Genomic DNA, 13085 nt, shown 5'->3' with positions numbered 1-13085 from the left:
GTGTCCGTGCAGGACTTCGAGCGCGAGGGCTTCCGCGGTCCGCTCGCGGGCCTGGAGTTCCAGCGCCACTGGGAGTCCAAGGCGTACGAGCTGGGTGGGGGGAAGTTCTTCGCCCCCGCGCAGACGATTCCGGACTACCTCGCCGGGCGCGTGAAGAAGGACCCGGGTGGCACCAGCTACCGGCCCGGGCTGGCCCATACGGACCTCAACAAGCTCTTCCCGGAGCGCCTCACCCAGTCGCTGAAGCAGGCGCTGAAAGCCTTCGACCGGAAGATGCGCGGCTTCATCAGCGAGGAGGGCAAGCTCATCGGCATCGAGAGCCGCACCAGCTCGCCGGTGCGCATCACCCGCGGCGACGACATGCAGTCCGTGTCGATGCGCGGCCTCTACCCCGCGGGCGTGGGCTGCGGCTACGCGGGGGGCATCGTCTCCTCGGCCATTGATGGACTGCGGGTGGCTGAGCAGATTGCGATCGAGCTAGCCTGAAGCGAGGGAGGGGCCATGCGCTACCGCGTACGCACGCCGGACGGAGAGCTGGACTACGGCAGCCTGAGGGACGTCGAGGTGGCGTACGTCCAGGGACTGGTGGGCCCCGACGACGAGGTGCTCGAGGAGGGCAAGGAGACGTGGCGCAAGGCGTCGACCCTCCCCGCGCTCGCCCGGGCCCGGCCGGAGTCGAAGGGGCTCGCCGCCCGGGCCCAGGTGCTGAGCATCCTCGCGTCCGTGGTGCTGGGAGTGGCGGCCCTGGCGCTCATCTTGAGCGACTCGTGGACCCGGCGCTCCCTGGGCGTGGTGCTCGCGTTGGTGATGAGCACGCTGCTGACCCGGGTGACCTACAAGGCGTTCAAGCGCCCGGGCCCTTCCCGGGGCTGAGCCCTCGCCCGCTCTCCTGCCCCTCGACTGAGCACTCCCGCCCTCCCCGCACCGGGCCGCCGTCCGCCGCATGTTTCCCCCCATCGGTGGCACATGGCGCGGCACGGGGCCCGCGCAGAGGGGAGGACGGCCTTGCTCAATACCTACCTTTCGCGAGAGGCGGCGCGACGGCTCAAGCACGGGGCCCCCTGGGTGCGCCGGGAGGACATCGTCTCGATGGAAGGCACTCCCTCCGTGGGAGAGGCCGTGCAGCTCCGGGACGAGGACGGGCAGGTGTTGGGGCTCGCGGACGTGGACCTCGAGTCTTCCTACGCGGTGCGCCGGCTGGGGCTGCCGGACGAGTCCGCCGAGGGCCTCATCCCCCGCCATGTGCGCCACGCCTTCGAGCGCCGCGCGCGCATGGTGGATGACCCGCGCTTCTGCCGCTCCATCAACGACGACGGCGATGCCCTCCCCGGCCTCATCGTGGACCGCTACGACACGCACCTCGTCGTCCAGACACTCACGCGCGCCATGGACGCCCGCATCCAGGAGATCACCCGCGCCCTCGTGGAGGTGAGTGGGGCCGAGTCCGTCCTGCTGCGCAACGACACCACCCGGCGCCGGCAGCTCGGCCTGCCCATCCAGCGGCCCCACACGCTCTACGGCAACCCGCCCCGCTGGAGCCGCGTGCTGGAGCTGGGGGCCCGCTTCACGGTGGACCTCACCTACGGCCCGGGCGTGGGCTACCCGTATGACCAGCGGGAGCTGCGCCGCTTCCTCTCGCGCATGTCCCAGGGCGCGCGGGTGCTCGACCCGAGCTGCCACGTGGGCGGCCTCTTCGTCCACGCGGGCCGCATGGGCGCCCGCTCCATCCTCGCCTTCGACAGCGACCCGGACACGGCGGACCTCGCCCGCGAGAACGGCGAGGCCAATGGGCTGCTGGGCCGCCTCCGGGTGGAGAAGGGGGACGCGCTCACCGTGCTGCGCGGCCTGCGAGACACCTTCGACCTGGTGCTCCTGGACACCCCGGAGGCCGCCACCCCAGAGGCCTTCGTCGAGCAGGTGCGGCTGGGCCTGCGCGCCACCCGCCACGGTGGCTACCTCGTCATCGTGGGCTACCACCCGCCCCTGCCCCCCGGCGGCTTCGACGACCTGGTGGCCGAGGCGTGCGACCAGGAGGGGCGCATGGGCTTCCGCTTCGCCCGGCTCGGCCTGCCGCCGGACCACCCCACTCTGGTGGGCTTCCCTGGCACGGACTACCTGTCGGGCATCGCCCTCGAGGTGAGCTGACTACTTCTTCGTGGCGTGCTTGCGCACCGCGCGCAGCACGTCCGGCACGGACGTCTTGTTGGCCTTGTCGGCGATCCACTTGGGCAACGAGCCGCCCGGGTCCGTGTAGAGGTAGTAGGTGACGAAGGTCTTCTTCCCCTCCTCGCGCGGCTCCAGCAGCCAGTACCCATTGTTGAGTTTCACACGCACCACGCCCTCGCGGACCGCCGGCGCCCCATCGGTGGTCACCGTCCAGGCCGTCTTCAGGAAGCCCTTGCCCTCCTTCCAGTCCGACTCGTCGCGGATGCGGATGATGAAGTCGCGCTTGTCCACCAGCGGGGCGTTCACCAGACAATAGAAGACGATGACCTTCCCCTCCTGCTCAGAGGCCAACACACGGCTCTCGTCGGTGTAGGGCATGGTCTTCGTGTAGTTGGGGTAGTCGCGGACGACCCGCCACACGTCGTGGGGGGGCGCCTCCACGAGGGCGGTGGCCTTCACCTCGGACACGGAGCCCCCCTCGGGCGTCCGAGCCAACACGGTGATGCCGTCATCACGGGCCACCTGCTGCCAGGCCGGGTCATCGGCGCCAGCCAGCAGGACGAGCAGGGGCAGGGCGGGAAGAAAGGACATGAGGCCATCCTAACCGCCCGGAGGATGTTAGTGTCTTCACCCTCGATATGACGACCGACAATCCGACTGACAATTCCTCCACCCCTTCCCCCACCGACGGCTCCGAGGAGCAGGTGCGCAAGGTCTATGCGAAGGACCTGCGGGAGAAGGATCAGGTCAATACCGTCTTCCGCGTCGCGAAGAAGGACCGCGTCACCGCGCGCAGCGGCAAGGTGTTCATCTCCGTGGTGCTCGTCGACAAGAGCGGGGAGATCGACGCCCGCGTCTTCGAGAACGTGGAAGCCCTCGAGCCCGCCTTCAGCACCGGCGACTACGTGCTCGTGCGTGGCAACGTCATCAACTTCCACGGCAAGTCGCAGGTGGTCATCGACGCGCTCGAGAAGCTGGACCCCGGCCCGCTCGATCCCAAGGAGTTCGAGCCTCCGGCCGCACCGCCCGCTTCCGCCGCCGCCCGCGAGGACAAGCCCGCCCGCGAAGACAAGCCCGCCCGCGAAGACAAGCCCGTCCGTGAGGAGTCCGTGCCCAAGACGGGCGATGGTCACGGTGGCGCCCGCGCCGTGGGGCAGATCCGCGAGCTCGTCACCGACCGCGTGAGCGACCCCAACGTGAGGGCGCTCCTGCTGGCCTTCCTGGACGATCCGCAGATCGCCGCGGGCCTGCCGCACGCGCCGGCCGCCAAGGGCGTGCACCACGCCTACCGCGGCGGACTCGCCGACCACCTCCTGTCGGTGATGCGGCTGACCCTCCGGGTGGCCGACCACTACCCCATGGCGGACCGCGATCTGCTGATGGCCGGCGCCCTGCTCCACGACATCATGAAGGTCGCGGAGCTCTCCTCGGACAAGGGCTTTGACTACACCGACGAGGGCAAGCTGGTGGGCCACCTCGTCATGACGGCGCAGAAGATCCGCGAGAAGACGCTCGCCATCCCCAACTTCCCGCCCCTGCTGGAGCAGCACCTCACCCACCTCGTCCTCGCGCACCACGGCCGGCTGGAGTACGGCTCGCCCAAGCTGCCGATGACGCTCGAGGCCCACATCGTCCACGCGCTGGACTCGCTGGACTCGCGCATCGCCTCGTGGGTGGAGGCCATGCAGCGCGACCCCAACGAGCGGTGGACGGAGAATCTGAAGCTCTACGACCGCCAGATCTGGAAGGGCCCCGTGCCCACGCAGCGCGGCCGGGCTCCGGTGGAGCGTCGCGGCAAGAAGGACCACAAGGAGAAGAAGCCGAAGGAGCGTCCGGAGAAGACGGGCGCCCCCGCGGGAGAGGCTCCCCGGGCCGAGCGTCCGGAGCGCGCCGAGCGTCCGGAGCGCGCCGAGCGTCCGGAGCGGCCGCCGCGTGAGCCTCGCGAGCCCAGGCCGCCGCGTGAGCCTCGCGAGCAGCGTGAGCCTCGCGAGCAGCGTGAGCCGCGTGAGGCCAGGCCCCCGCGCGACCCGGTGACCGTTCCCAAGGAGCTGACGTTCAAGCCCTTCAGTGTGCTGACGCAGAAGCCCGAGCCCACCGCCAAGCCGGAGGATGGTTCGGACTCGGAAGGCTGACATGGCGAAGAAGCTGGGCGAGCGCCTCGTCGAAGCGGGGCTGGTGACGACGGACTCCATCTCGAAGGCGCTGGAGCACCAGAAGATCACCGGCCACCGGCTGGGGGACTGCCTCGTGGAGATTGGCCTGCTCCAGGAATCGGCGCTGCTCCGCTTCCTGGCGGCCGAGTTCCAGACGCGCTTCGTCTCCGCGGAGAAGCTGGCCAAGGCCAAGATTCCCACGGAGGTGCTCGACAAGGTGCCCGTGCGGCTGGCGGAGGCCCAGAACGTGCTGCCGCTCGCCATCGACCCGGAGCGCAAGCTCCTGTCGCTGGTGGCTGCCGAGCCGCAGAACAAGAAGCTGCTGGACGAGATCGCCCTGGTGACGGGCATGTCCGAGGTCTACGCGTACGTGGGCCTGCGCAGCACCATCGCCGCCGCCATCCGCAAGCACTACTACGGAGACACGACGGCCTTCGCCTCGCTGGAGGGCGGCGCGCAGATGCGGACGGACGTGTCCGCGATCGCCACCGCCTACGAGAACACCACGGGGACGAACCCGCGAAGCAGCATCCAGCTCCGCCTCGAGACGGATGCCCGGATGCGACTCCGCCCGGGCATGCCGGCTCGACCCAGCATGGCTCGCGGCGAGGGCCTGGTGTCCTCTCGCGGCACGGTGACGGACGCCGACTTCCTGGAGACGTTGAACATCCTGGTGACGATGCTGGAGCGGGATCGCAAGCACCACCGGGGACACTCGGCACAGCTCTCGCGGCAGTCGGCGGTGGTGGCGCGGCACCTGGGCCTTCCGCACCGGGACGTGATGGCGGTGGCCATCGCCGGCTACCTGCACGACCTGGGCAAGCCACCGGATCGCCACTTCTGTCTGGCGAGCAACGCGGTGAACCCGGAGTGGCTGGCCGACGCCAGGCGCTACAGCCGGGTGCCGCCGAAGCTCTTCGAGACGGTGAACCTGCCCCCCCAGGTGAATACCCTGCTCGCGCAGCTCTACGAGGCCTATGACGGCTCGGGGGGTCCCCAGGGGACGAAGGGCGACGACATCCTCATCGGCGCGCGCATCCTGGCGGCGGTGGACAGCTTCCTGGAGCTGACGAAGAACCCGACGAACGCGTATGGCAAGCAGTTCACCCGGGAGCAGGCGCAGGAGCACCTGCGGGAGAACGCGGGCAAGCTGTACGACCCGGTGGTGGCGGACATCGTCATGCAGGTGCAGAGCGGCGAGCTGCTGCGGCACCGCATCGAGAGCGACGGCCGGCAGATCCTCATCGTGGAGCCGGACGAGGGGACGCGAATCGACCTGCTGGAGTCGTCGCGGCGGCAGGGGCTGGTGGTGCACACGCTGTCCTCGCTGGACGGGGCGTACGACGTGCTGGTGGACCAGGACTGCGACGTGCTGGTGGTGGGGCTGAGGTTCGGACTCCCGGAGGTGCTGGGGCTGCTGCAAGCGGTGCGGGCGTCGGCGGAGAACTCGGGCCTGCCCGTGGTGGTGCTGGGAGACCCGGATCCGGGCACGCGCGAGCGGCTGATGATGGGCGGAGCGACGGCGGTGGTGCCTCCCGCGGAGCCGGACGAGTCCGCGAAGACGCTTCGCGCGCTGTACGACGACCGCATCCTCCACAACGGCCCGGCCCGAGAGGTGCGCGGGAGCCTGGACGAGATGCCCGCGACGGAGCTGTTCAAGCTGCTGGGCTCGGGGAAGAAGTCCGGGCGGCTGCACCTCAAGTACCACGCGCACGAGGGCTTCCTGCACCTGGAGCGGGGGCAGCTCGTCTACGCGACCGTGTCGGGACAGAACGGCGAGCAGGCCATGCAGACGCTGCTGGGCTTCCAGCAGGGCGACTTCCGCTACGACCCGGACTCGCTGCTGCTGGACGTGCCGCAGATGAGCAAGGACCTGGAGCAGCTCGCCCAGCAGCTCGCGGCGCGCAGGCCCTCGGTGTCCACACGCACCGTATAGACCCTGTGGCTCACACGGTGAAGCCGAACAGCGTCGCCGCGTTGGCGGTCGTCACCTCGGCCACCTGCTCGACCGATACGCCCTTGAGTTCGGCGACCTTCTTCGCCGTCTCGATGACGTAGGAGGGCTCGTTCTTCTTGCCCCGGTAGGGCACTGGCGCGAGGTACGGGCTGTCCGTCTCCACCATCAGCCGCTCCAGCGGCGCGAAGCGCACCGCGTCCTGGAGCGCCTCCGTCTTCTTGTAGGTGACGACACCGGACAGCGACAGCAGGAAGCCCAGGTCCAGGTAGCGCCGCGCCGCGTCCGTGTCCCCGGTGAAGCAGTGGATGACTCCGCGGTTCACGCCCTCCTCCCGGAGGATGGCCTCGCAGTCATCATGCGCGTCCCGCACGTGCACCACGAGCGGCTTGCCGAGGCGCTTCGCCAACGCGCACTGGAGCCGGAACACCCGCGCCTGCACGTCTCGCGGCGAGTGGTCGTAGTAGTAGTCGAGCCCGGCTTCGCCCACCGCGTGGATCTCCGGGCGGGCACAGGTGCGCTCCAGGTGCTCCAGGTCCGCCTCGGTGGCGCGGGCCGCCTCGTGCGGGTGGATGCCGAGCGTGGGCGTGAGGAAGTCCGGGTGCGCGGCGGCGATCTCCTGCGCCACGCCCCAGTCACCGGGGCCCTGGAACTGGCCGACGATGACGGCATGCACCAGCCCGGCGGCCCGGGCGCGCTCCAGCGCGGCGGTGACGTGCGCGGAGTCGGCGCGATCGAAGTGACAGTGGGAATCAACCAGCCTCATGGCATCTCCTGGATGAGTTCGGAGAGCTCGGCACGGGCCTCCGGGGAGAACACGGGCAGCACCGCGCGGACGCGGTCACGGCCCTCGGGAATGCCGAGCAGCCACAGGCCCTCGGCGGCATCGAGCCGGTAGTCCTCGGGGACTCCGGGTTCATCGAGCAGGGCGAGCAGCCACGGCAGGGCCTTCGGTTCCCCCAGCCGCCCCAGCCCCCGCGCCGCGGCCCCCCGGCAGTCATCTTTCGGGTCCGAGACGATGGCCTGCAGCCGCTCGAGGGACCCGGGAACCTTCACCTCGCCACACAGCTCCACGGCGAGGGCCCGGTCCTGGGCCCAGTTGAACCGCCGCCGCTCGGTGCGCTTGAGGAGCCAGGCGGCCCCCTCGGGGTCCCCCAGCTTCGCGAGCACTCCGGCGGCCTGGGTGCGATCGAAGGCGGGGAGCAGCCAGCGGTGGAACAGGCGCCGCACGGCGGGCAGCGCACGGGCCTCCCCCAGTTCGGCGAGCGCCCCGAGCGCGCGGAATCGGAGCAGGTCTTCTTCCAACCCCTCGACGAGGACGTCCAGGCCCGCGGGGTGCTTGAGGGTGGCCATGCCACGGGCGGCCTCGAAGCGGACCTCGAAGACGGGGTCCTCCAGGGCCTGCGCCAGCGCCCCACGGCAGTCGGGCCGGGCGAGATCCGCCAGACGTCCGGCGGCCTCCAGACGCACGAGACTCTCCTCATCGGCGAGCCGCGCGACGAGGAAGCCCGGAACTTCGTCGGCGGGGAGCATGGCGGTGGCCATGCCCACGCCGGTGCGGCGCACGGCCACCTGCTTGTCGGCGAGCAACCGGGAAAACGCGTCGGAGAGCTCGGGCGCGCGAGAGGCATCCTCGGCGGCGAGGTGGAAGAGGAGCTCCGCCGCCTCGACTCGCGCGCCAGGGTGCTTCTCGCGCTCGAGGGCGAGGAGGGCCCGGTCTCGTTCGGCCCGCCAGTCCGTCACGCTCACCTCACCTCGGAGCCGGGAGGCATGTCACCCGGATCCAACAAGGACAGGTCCTTGCCACCGGAGCCCGCGGTGAGAATCATCCCGCGCGACTCGATGCCCCGCAGCATGCGCGGCTTGAGGTTGGCCACCACCACCACCTTACGGCCCTGGATCTGCTCGGGCGCGTAGGCCTCGGCGATGCCGGAGCAGATGGTGCGCGGCTGGCCCTCGCCCAGGTCCACGGTGAGCTTGAGCAGCTTGTCCGCCTTGGGCACGCGCTCGGCGGCGAGCACGTGGCCCACCTTGAGCACCACCTTGGAGAAGTCGCCAATCTCGATCTCCCCCGGAGCGGCCTCGGCGGCGGGCGCGGCGGGCTTCGGCTCGGCGGCCTTGGCCTCGGCGGGCTTCGGCTCGGCGGCCTTCTTCTCGGCCTTGTCACCCTTGCCCTTGGCGTCCTTCTTGGCCTCCTTGGCCGGCTCGGCGGCGGGAGGCTGGCCGAGGATGGCGTTGACGCGCTCCTCCTCCAGCCGCGGCATGAGCGGCTCGGGAGTGCCGACGGGGCGGCTGCGGTCGAGCAGCGGGTAGCGTGCGGTGGCGAGCGCCTCGAAGGTGAGCGGCGCCGCGTTGAGCTGCGCGAAGAGTTTCTCCGTCACACGAGGAATCACCGGCGAGAGGAGCGCACCCAGGATGTAGGCCACCTCGGCGGCGTCGCTGAGGTCGGCACGAGCGGCCTCGACATCTGTCTTCACCTTGGCCCAGGGCGCCGCGTTCTGGAGGAACGCGTTGGCGGTCTGGGAGATCTCCGTGATGACGCGGATGGCGTTGCGGTACTCGAGCTTCTCGAAGGCCTCGCGCACCTCGGACACGCGGGCGAGCGCGGCCTCCACCAGCGCCTTGCCGGGGCCCTCCTTCGTCGCGGGAGCGAGCCGCTTCTCCAGCGCGGCGCCCGCGAGCATCGACAGGCTGCGGTTGGCGAGGTTGCCGATGTTGTTGACCAGCTCGCCGTTCACCCGCAGGCGGAAGTCCTTGAGGCTCAAGTCGAGGTCCTCGACTCCGGCGCCGAGCATGGCCGCGTAGAAGTAGCGCAGGTAGCTCGGATCCAACTGCTCCAGGTAGGCGCGCGCGGCGATGAGCGTGCCGCGGCTCTTGGACATCTTCTCGCCATTGACGGTGAGGTGGCCGTGCACCTTCACCGCATCGGGGCGTTTGAGGCCGGCCACATTGAGGACGGCGGGCCAGAAGAGCGCGTGGAAGTAGACGATGTCCTTGCCGATGAAGTGGATGATGCGGGTGTCGCTGCCCTCGGCCCAGTAGTCCAGGGCGCTCTTCGCCTTGCCCGTCTCCTTCGCCCACTTCTCGGTGGTGGCGATGTAGCCGATGGGGGCGTCCAGCCAGACGTAGAAGTACTTGTCCGTCTCACCCGGGATGGCGAAGCCGAAGTACGGCCCGTCGCGGCTGATGTCCCAGTCCGCCAGACCCGACTCGAAGAAGCCCTGGAGCTGGGTGGCGAGGCCAGGGTGGAGGAACCCGGGCTTGCGCAGCGTCTCCTGGAGGAAGTCCCCGTGGCGCGACAGCTTGAAGAACAGGTGCGAGGACTTGCGGCGCACCGGCGGCGTGCCACACAAGGCGCACTTGGGCTCGACCAGGTCCGTGGGGCTGTAGGCCTTGCCGCACTTCTCGCAGGCATCGCCGTACTGCTCGGGCGCCTTGCAATTGGGGCAGGTGCCCTTGATGAAGCGGTCCGGGAGGAAGCGCTTGTCCACCTCGCAGAAGGCCTGCTCGATGTCGCGCTTCTCGATGTCCCCGTGCTCCTTCAGCTTCCCGTAGATGTACTCGGCGTAGTGCTTGTTCTCGGCCGAGTTCGTCGAGTGGAAGTAGTCGAAGCGCACATCGAACTCGCGGAAGTCCGCCTGATGCGCCTCGAAGAAGCGGGCGATGAACTCCTCGGGCTTGAGGCCGTGCTTGGCGGCGTTCAGCTCGATGGGGGTGCCGTGGGTGTCATCGGCACAGAAGTAGACGACGTCCTTGCCGCAGGAGCGCAGGAAGCGCACGTAGATGTCGGTCTGGACGTACTCCACCATGTGGCCGAGGTGGATGGGGCCGTTGGCGTAAGGCAGCGCGCTGGTGACGAGGATTCTCTCCGCCATGGGTTCTCCTGAGGGGGGGCGGACATTAGCCGCTCGGGAGGCTCCGGTCATCGGGAAGAAGTGAAAGAACGTGTCAGGTACACCGGAGCCCTGGAGCTGTTATCGACCTCACACGATTCCAGGACGTCACGCCCCTGCTCTCCCCCCGGTGACGCTCCCGCGCCTCGCTCGGTCCCGGGCCACCCATGTCTCGACATCCTACGGCTGAGGTGGCATCCTCCCGTTGACCTCGGAGGTAGTACCATGGACTTGAAGGTGAGGGAAGAGCTGGAGCGGGCGGGACTCGAACTGGACCGGCCCGAGTTGCTCCAGGTGCCCATCCAGTTCGGGGATTACGGACGGCCGATACCGCCAGGCGAAGAGGTGCCGGTGGCGGACGAGCGGTGGACGATGGCGCACGTGAAGCTCAAGCCCATCTCGCAGCTCTGGACGTCAACGGAGATGACGCCATTCCTGCTGAGGACCCCCACACACCATGAAGGCTTCCTGTACCTGTTGCAGTCGACAGCGAGCATCTACTGCACGTCGACGGGCCGGCCCGTGACGGATGCCGAGTTCGAGCGGCTCTACCGCCAGCTCCGCCAGAAGCCGGATGGGGAGGACGCTCACCCGCTCTTCTCGTACCTCCAAGGAGCGGCGCGCCTGTACCTGTCGCTGCGCGACGTGAGCCGGGCCGAGTACGAGACAATGACCCACCGGCTCAGCAAGCTGGCCCGGCGCTTCTGCTCGCACGTGGGCAGCACCAACTACCACCGCAAGGTGCTGTACTCCGTGCTCGGCCCCTGAGGATCCCACCATGCGACCCCCCCCGGCCCCTCTGGTGGTCCGTCCCCATCCTGGTCCTCCTGGCGGCCGTGGCCGTGGCCAGGGAGCCCGCTGACAAGACGGAGATCAGAACCCTCTTGATCTCGGAGCACCCCTCCGAGCTGAGAAGCAACATCTACGTGTCCGGTCAGGTGGTCACCGTCCTGCGCTTCGAGCAGGACTGCGATCCGGCCGGGACGAAACTCCTGGACGGGAAAGCCGGTTCGAACCCCTGCTGGTCGGGGGCAAGAAGGTGGTGCTGGAGCCGTTCCGGGATCTCGATGATGGCGAATGGGCTCCCCTGGTCGTAACGCTCTACGACTCACTCCAGCGGGAACGCGAGCTGCGCGAGGAGAACGAACGCTTCAAGAAGGAGGAGAACTCGGCCGACCACGCCTTCGCCACCCTTCTCGCCAACGGGCACCTGGACAAGACGCCCTTTCGCAGGAAACAAACCGCACTCTTGAAGAACGCGGACATGGACATCAAGGTTGACGTCTTCTCGGGGCCGGGGAAGGCGGCGGTCGTGGTTTACCTGACCAACACGTACAATGACGAACCGTGGAGGTTCAGGGATGCTCGACTGACCTCCGACCTGAACGCCTCCACGGTTCGACCCTTCGCGCTTCGCATGGAACGGGCCGAACTCGTCCGGGGCCAGTCAGGAAGAATCGCGGTGGTGGCGGACCGGAGTGCCTTCGAATCGAAGGAAGGCCTCGTGGACCTGACCCTGGAGATATTCCGCGAGGACGGGCTCCAGCAGGTGGTCGTCCTTGTGGATCACGCCCTCATTCGGCAATAAGGATTCCGCTCATGCCCAGGAACCAAGCGCTCTTGCTCGGCTGTGTCTTTGTCCTCCTGACCTGCTCCGGATGTGCCACGACCAGCGGCGGGGTGGCGCTGCGGCCGGATGGAACTCCGGGCCCGCAGGAATGCCCGGAGGAGTCCAAAAAAGCGATGCGCTACATGAAGCTGCCCGTCGGAGACGCCGCGTGGGTGGAACTCGACGCGAACCAGATCAAGTCAAGGCCCATCACGGTCTACGACGGGCCGATTGAAAGCATCCTGGATGAGGACTTCGGCACGCTCGAAGCGACCACCCGGCTGTACGGGCAGGTCTGGACGAGCGGGCCCCAGGTCGTCATCCGGTACTACGAGGCCCACCCACCGGAGAGTGAGAAGGTGCCCATCTGCGCGGTAGCCCGTCTGAGCGAGAATCAGCTCCGGAAGCGTCCTGAGTCGAAGCCTGGAACGGCCATCCTCGAGTTCTCCCTCGCGTCGGCCTACATCGTCGATGCGTTCTGCTAGCGCGGTAGCGCGGGCCCGAGTGCTCCACCCCTTGTCAGGATTTTTCGGGCCCTTTCGTCCTTGAGGGTAGCTGCCCGGCAGGAGAGGCCGAACACGCACTGGTAATCGCCTTCAAAGCGAGAAGCGGTTCAAATCCGCCCCAGCCCTGGATTGGGCACCCAAACCAAACGGCTTCTCCACTCGGGCAGCGCCCTTTTCTTTTCTAAAAACCGTCAGGCGCTCCCGCACACGGTCCAGAGCAGTCGCTCGATGACGAGCTTGCCGCTCGCGGAGGTCTTGAGCGACAGGTCCCCCTCGGCGCACGCCACCAGGGCGTCGAGCAGCTCCCGGCGCTTGTAGCGCGCCGCGCCCTGCATCCCGAGGAAGGCCGCGTACGGGTGCGGGGCCTTGCCCTTCGCCGCCTTGGCCTCCGCTTCAATGCTCGGGAACACGCGCGACTTGAAGTCCGGGAACGAGCGGGGCAGAGAGCCTCCCGCGTACTTCTCCAGCCGCTCGTGGTTCTCCAGCATGCCGCGCACGATGGAGGCCACCGCCCCCAGCAGTTGCAACCCGTGCACGCCCTGCCCCATCGCGTCCAGCGTGTAGTCCAGCGCCGCCTTCAGGTCGCGCTTCTGGAGGGCCTCGGACAGCTCGAAGAACTCCTCCTCGCGCGTGTGCGCCACCAGCGCCGCCACGTCCGCGCCCTCGATCGTCGAGCCCTCCGCGTACGTCGCCAGCTTCTCCAGCTCCGACTGCAGGAGCCGCACGTTGCCGCCCACGCGCTCCTTGAGCTGCTCCGCCGCGCCCTTGCCCAGCTTCTTCTTGAAGGGCCGGAGGAACTCCTCG

General features: G+C 68.8%; 14 protein-coding genes. 9 read left to right on the top strand and 5 right to left on the bottom strand.

Annotation, left to right across the window (positions count from 1 at the left end; all coding sequences use genetic code 11):
* From VF794_RS29320 to VF794_RS29310, 3 genes are all read left to right on the top strand, one after another.
* Nucleotides 1–486 (top strand): FAD-dependent protein (locus VF794_RS29320; RefSeq protein WP_349257558.1); only part of this gene is annotated, 486 nt, incomplete at its 5' end.
* A 15-nt stretch (nt 487–501) separates the two neighbouring features.
* The gene (locus VF794_RS29315) at nt 502–873 is read left to right on the top strand and encodes a hypothetical protein (protein WP_331116087.1); all 372 of its coding nucleotides are present in this window, start codon (nt 502–504) and stop codon (nt 871–873) included.
* A gap of 132 nt (nt 874–1005) precedes the next feature.
* Entirely contained in the window at nt 1006–2145 is a 1140-nt protein-coding gene (locus VF794_RS29310) for a class I SAM-dependent rRNA methyltransferase (RefSeq protein ID WP_331116086.1), read from the top strand.
* Here VF794_RS29310 and VF794_RS29305 read toward each other — a convergent pair whose 3' ends face one another.
* On the bottom strand, nt 2146–2757 hold the full coding sequence (locus tag VF794_RS29305; RefSeq protein WP_331116084.1) for an START domain-containing protein: 612 nt from the start codon (nt 2755–2757) through the stop codon (nt 2146–2148).
* A gap of 113 nt (nt 2758–2870) precedes the next feature.
* Here VF794_RS29305 and VF794_RS29300 point away from each other — a divergent pair, with 113 nt between their 5' ends.
* Together VF794_RS29300 and VF794_RS29295 are read left to right on the top strand one after the other, a co-directional pair.
* On the top strand, nt 2871–4298 hold the full coding sequence (locus tag VF794_RS29300; protein WP_414640976.1) for a 3'-5' exoribonuclease YhaM family protein: 1428 nt from the start codon (nt 2871–2873) through the stop codon (nt 4296–4298).
* A gap of 1 nt (nt 4299) precedes the next feature.
* Nucleotides 4300–6255, top strand: a complete 1956-nt coding sequence (locus VF794_RS29295) for an HD domain-containing phosphohydrolase (protein WP_331116080.1) — start codon at nt 4300–4302, stop codon at nt 6253–6255.
* A gap of 10 nt (nt 6256–6265) precedes the next feature.
* On the opposite strand, the gene VF794_RS29290 is transcribed toward VF794_RS29295, so the two are convergent.
* Genes VF794_RS29290 through metG form a run of 3 tightly spaced genes read right to left on the bottom strand, consistent with a single transcriptional unit; the run spans nt 6266 to nt 10148 of the window.
* Complete coding sequence (locus VF794_RS29290; RefSeq protein ID WP_331116079.1) at nt 6266–7039, bottom strand: TatD family hydrolase; 774 nt, start codon at nt 7037–7039, stop codon at nt 6266–6268.
* Nucleotides 7036–8016, bottom strand: a complete 981-nt coding sequence (locus tag VF794_RS29285; protein ID WP_331116077.1) for a HEAT repeat domain-containing protein — start codon at nt 8014–8016, stop codon at nt 7036–7038. Before VF794_RS29285 ends, VF794_RS29290 begins: the two co-directional genes overlap by 4 nt.
* A 2-nt stretch (nt 8017–8018) precedes the next feature.
* Nucleotides 8019–10148 (bottom strand): methionine--tRNA ligase, encoded by a 2130-nt coding sequence (gene metG, locus VF794_RS29280; protein WP_331116075.1) that lies wholly within the window; start codon nt 10146–10148, stop codon nt 8019–8021.
* A gap of 243 nt (nt 10149–10391) precedes the next feature.
* Here metG and VF794_RS29275 point away from each other — a divergent pair, with 243 nt between their 5' ends.
* From VF794_RS29275 to VF794_RS29260, 4 genes are all read left to right on the top strand, one after another.
* Nucleotides 10392–10934: a hypothetical protein gene (locus tag VF794_RS29275; protein WP_331116073.1), complete on the top strand. Its 543-nt coding sequence runs from the start codon at nt 10392–10394 to the stop codon at nt 10932–10934.
* Nucleotides 10935–11002: 68 nt separating this feature from the next.
* Nucleotides 11003–11263 (top strand): DUF2381 family protein, encoded by a 261-nt coding sequence (locus VF794_RS29270; RefSeq protein WP_331116071.1) that lies wholly within the window; start codon nt 11003–11005, stop codon nt 11261–11263.
* On the top strand, nt 11209–11754 hold the full coding sequence (locus VF794_RS29265) for a DUF2381 family protein (protein ID WP_331116069.1): 546 nt from the start codon (nt 11209–11211) through the stop codon (nt 11752–11754). Before VF794_RS29270 ends, VF794_RS29265 begins: the two co-directional genes overlap by 55 nt.
* An 11-nt stretch (nt 11755–11765) precedes the next feature.
* Nucleotides 11766–12260, top strand: coding sequence for a serine/threonine protein kinase (locus VF794_RS29260; protein WP_331116067.1), 495 nt, complete (start codon nt 11766–11768; stop codon nt 12258–12260).
* Nucleotides 12261–12472: 212 nt separating this feature from the next.
* On the opposite strand, the gene VF794_RS29255 is transcribed toward VF794_RS29260, so the two are convergent.
* Nucleotides 12473–13085, bottom strand: a 613-nt coding sequence (locus tag VF794_RS29255; protein WP_414640975.1) for a DNA polymerase III subunit delta, incomplete at its 5' end; no start/stop codon positions are given.

It is taken from the genome of Archangium sp. (assembly GCF_036389735.1).
Taxonomy (GTDB): domain Bacteria; phylum Myxococcota; class Myxococcia; order Myxococcales; family Myxococcaceae; genus Archangium.
This window is presented reverse-complemented; position numbering and strand designations above follow the sequence as displayed.

Coding starts and splice junctions, on each gene's coding strand:
- VF794_RS29315 (WP_331116087.1), top strand. CDS start 502: ATGCGCTACCGCGTACGCACGCCGGACGGAGAGCTGGACTACGGCAGC.
- VF794_RS29305 (WP_331116084.1), bottom strand. CDS start 2,757: ATGTCCTTTCTTCCCGCCCTGCCCCTGCTCGTCCTGCTGGCTGGCGCC.
- VF794_RS29295 (WP_331116080.1), top strand. CDS start 4,300: ATGGCGAAGAAGCTGGGCGAGCGCCTCGTCGAAGCGGGGCTGGTGACG.
- VF794_RS29290 (WP_331116079.1), bottom strand. CDS start 7,039: ATGAGGCTGGTTGATTCCCACTGTCACTTCGATCGCGCCGACTCCGCG.
- metG (WP_331116075.1), bottom strand. CDS start 10,148: ATGGCGGAGAGAATCCTCGTCACCAGCGCGCTGCCTTACGCCAACGGC.
- VF794_RS29275 (WP_331116073.1), top strand. CDS start 10,392: ATGGACTTGAAGGTGAGGGAAGAGCTGGAGCGGGCGGGACTCGAACTG.
- VF794_RS29260 (WP_331116067.1), top strand. CDS start 11,766: ATGCCCAGGAACCAAGCGCTCTTGCTCGGCTGTGTCTTTGTCCTCCTG.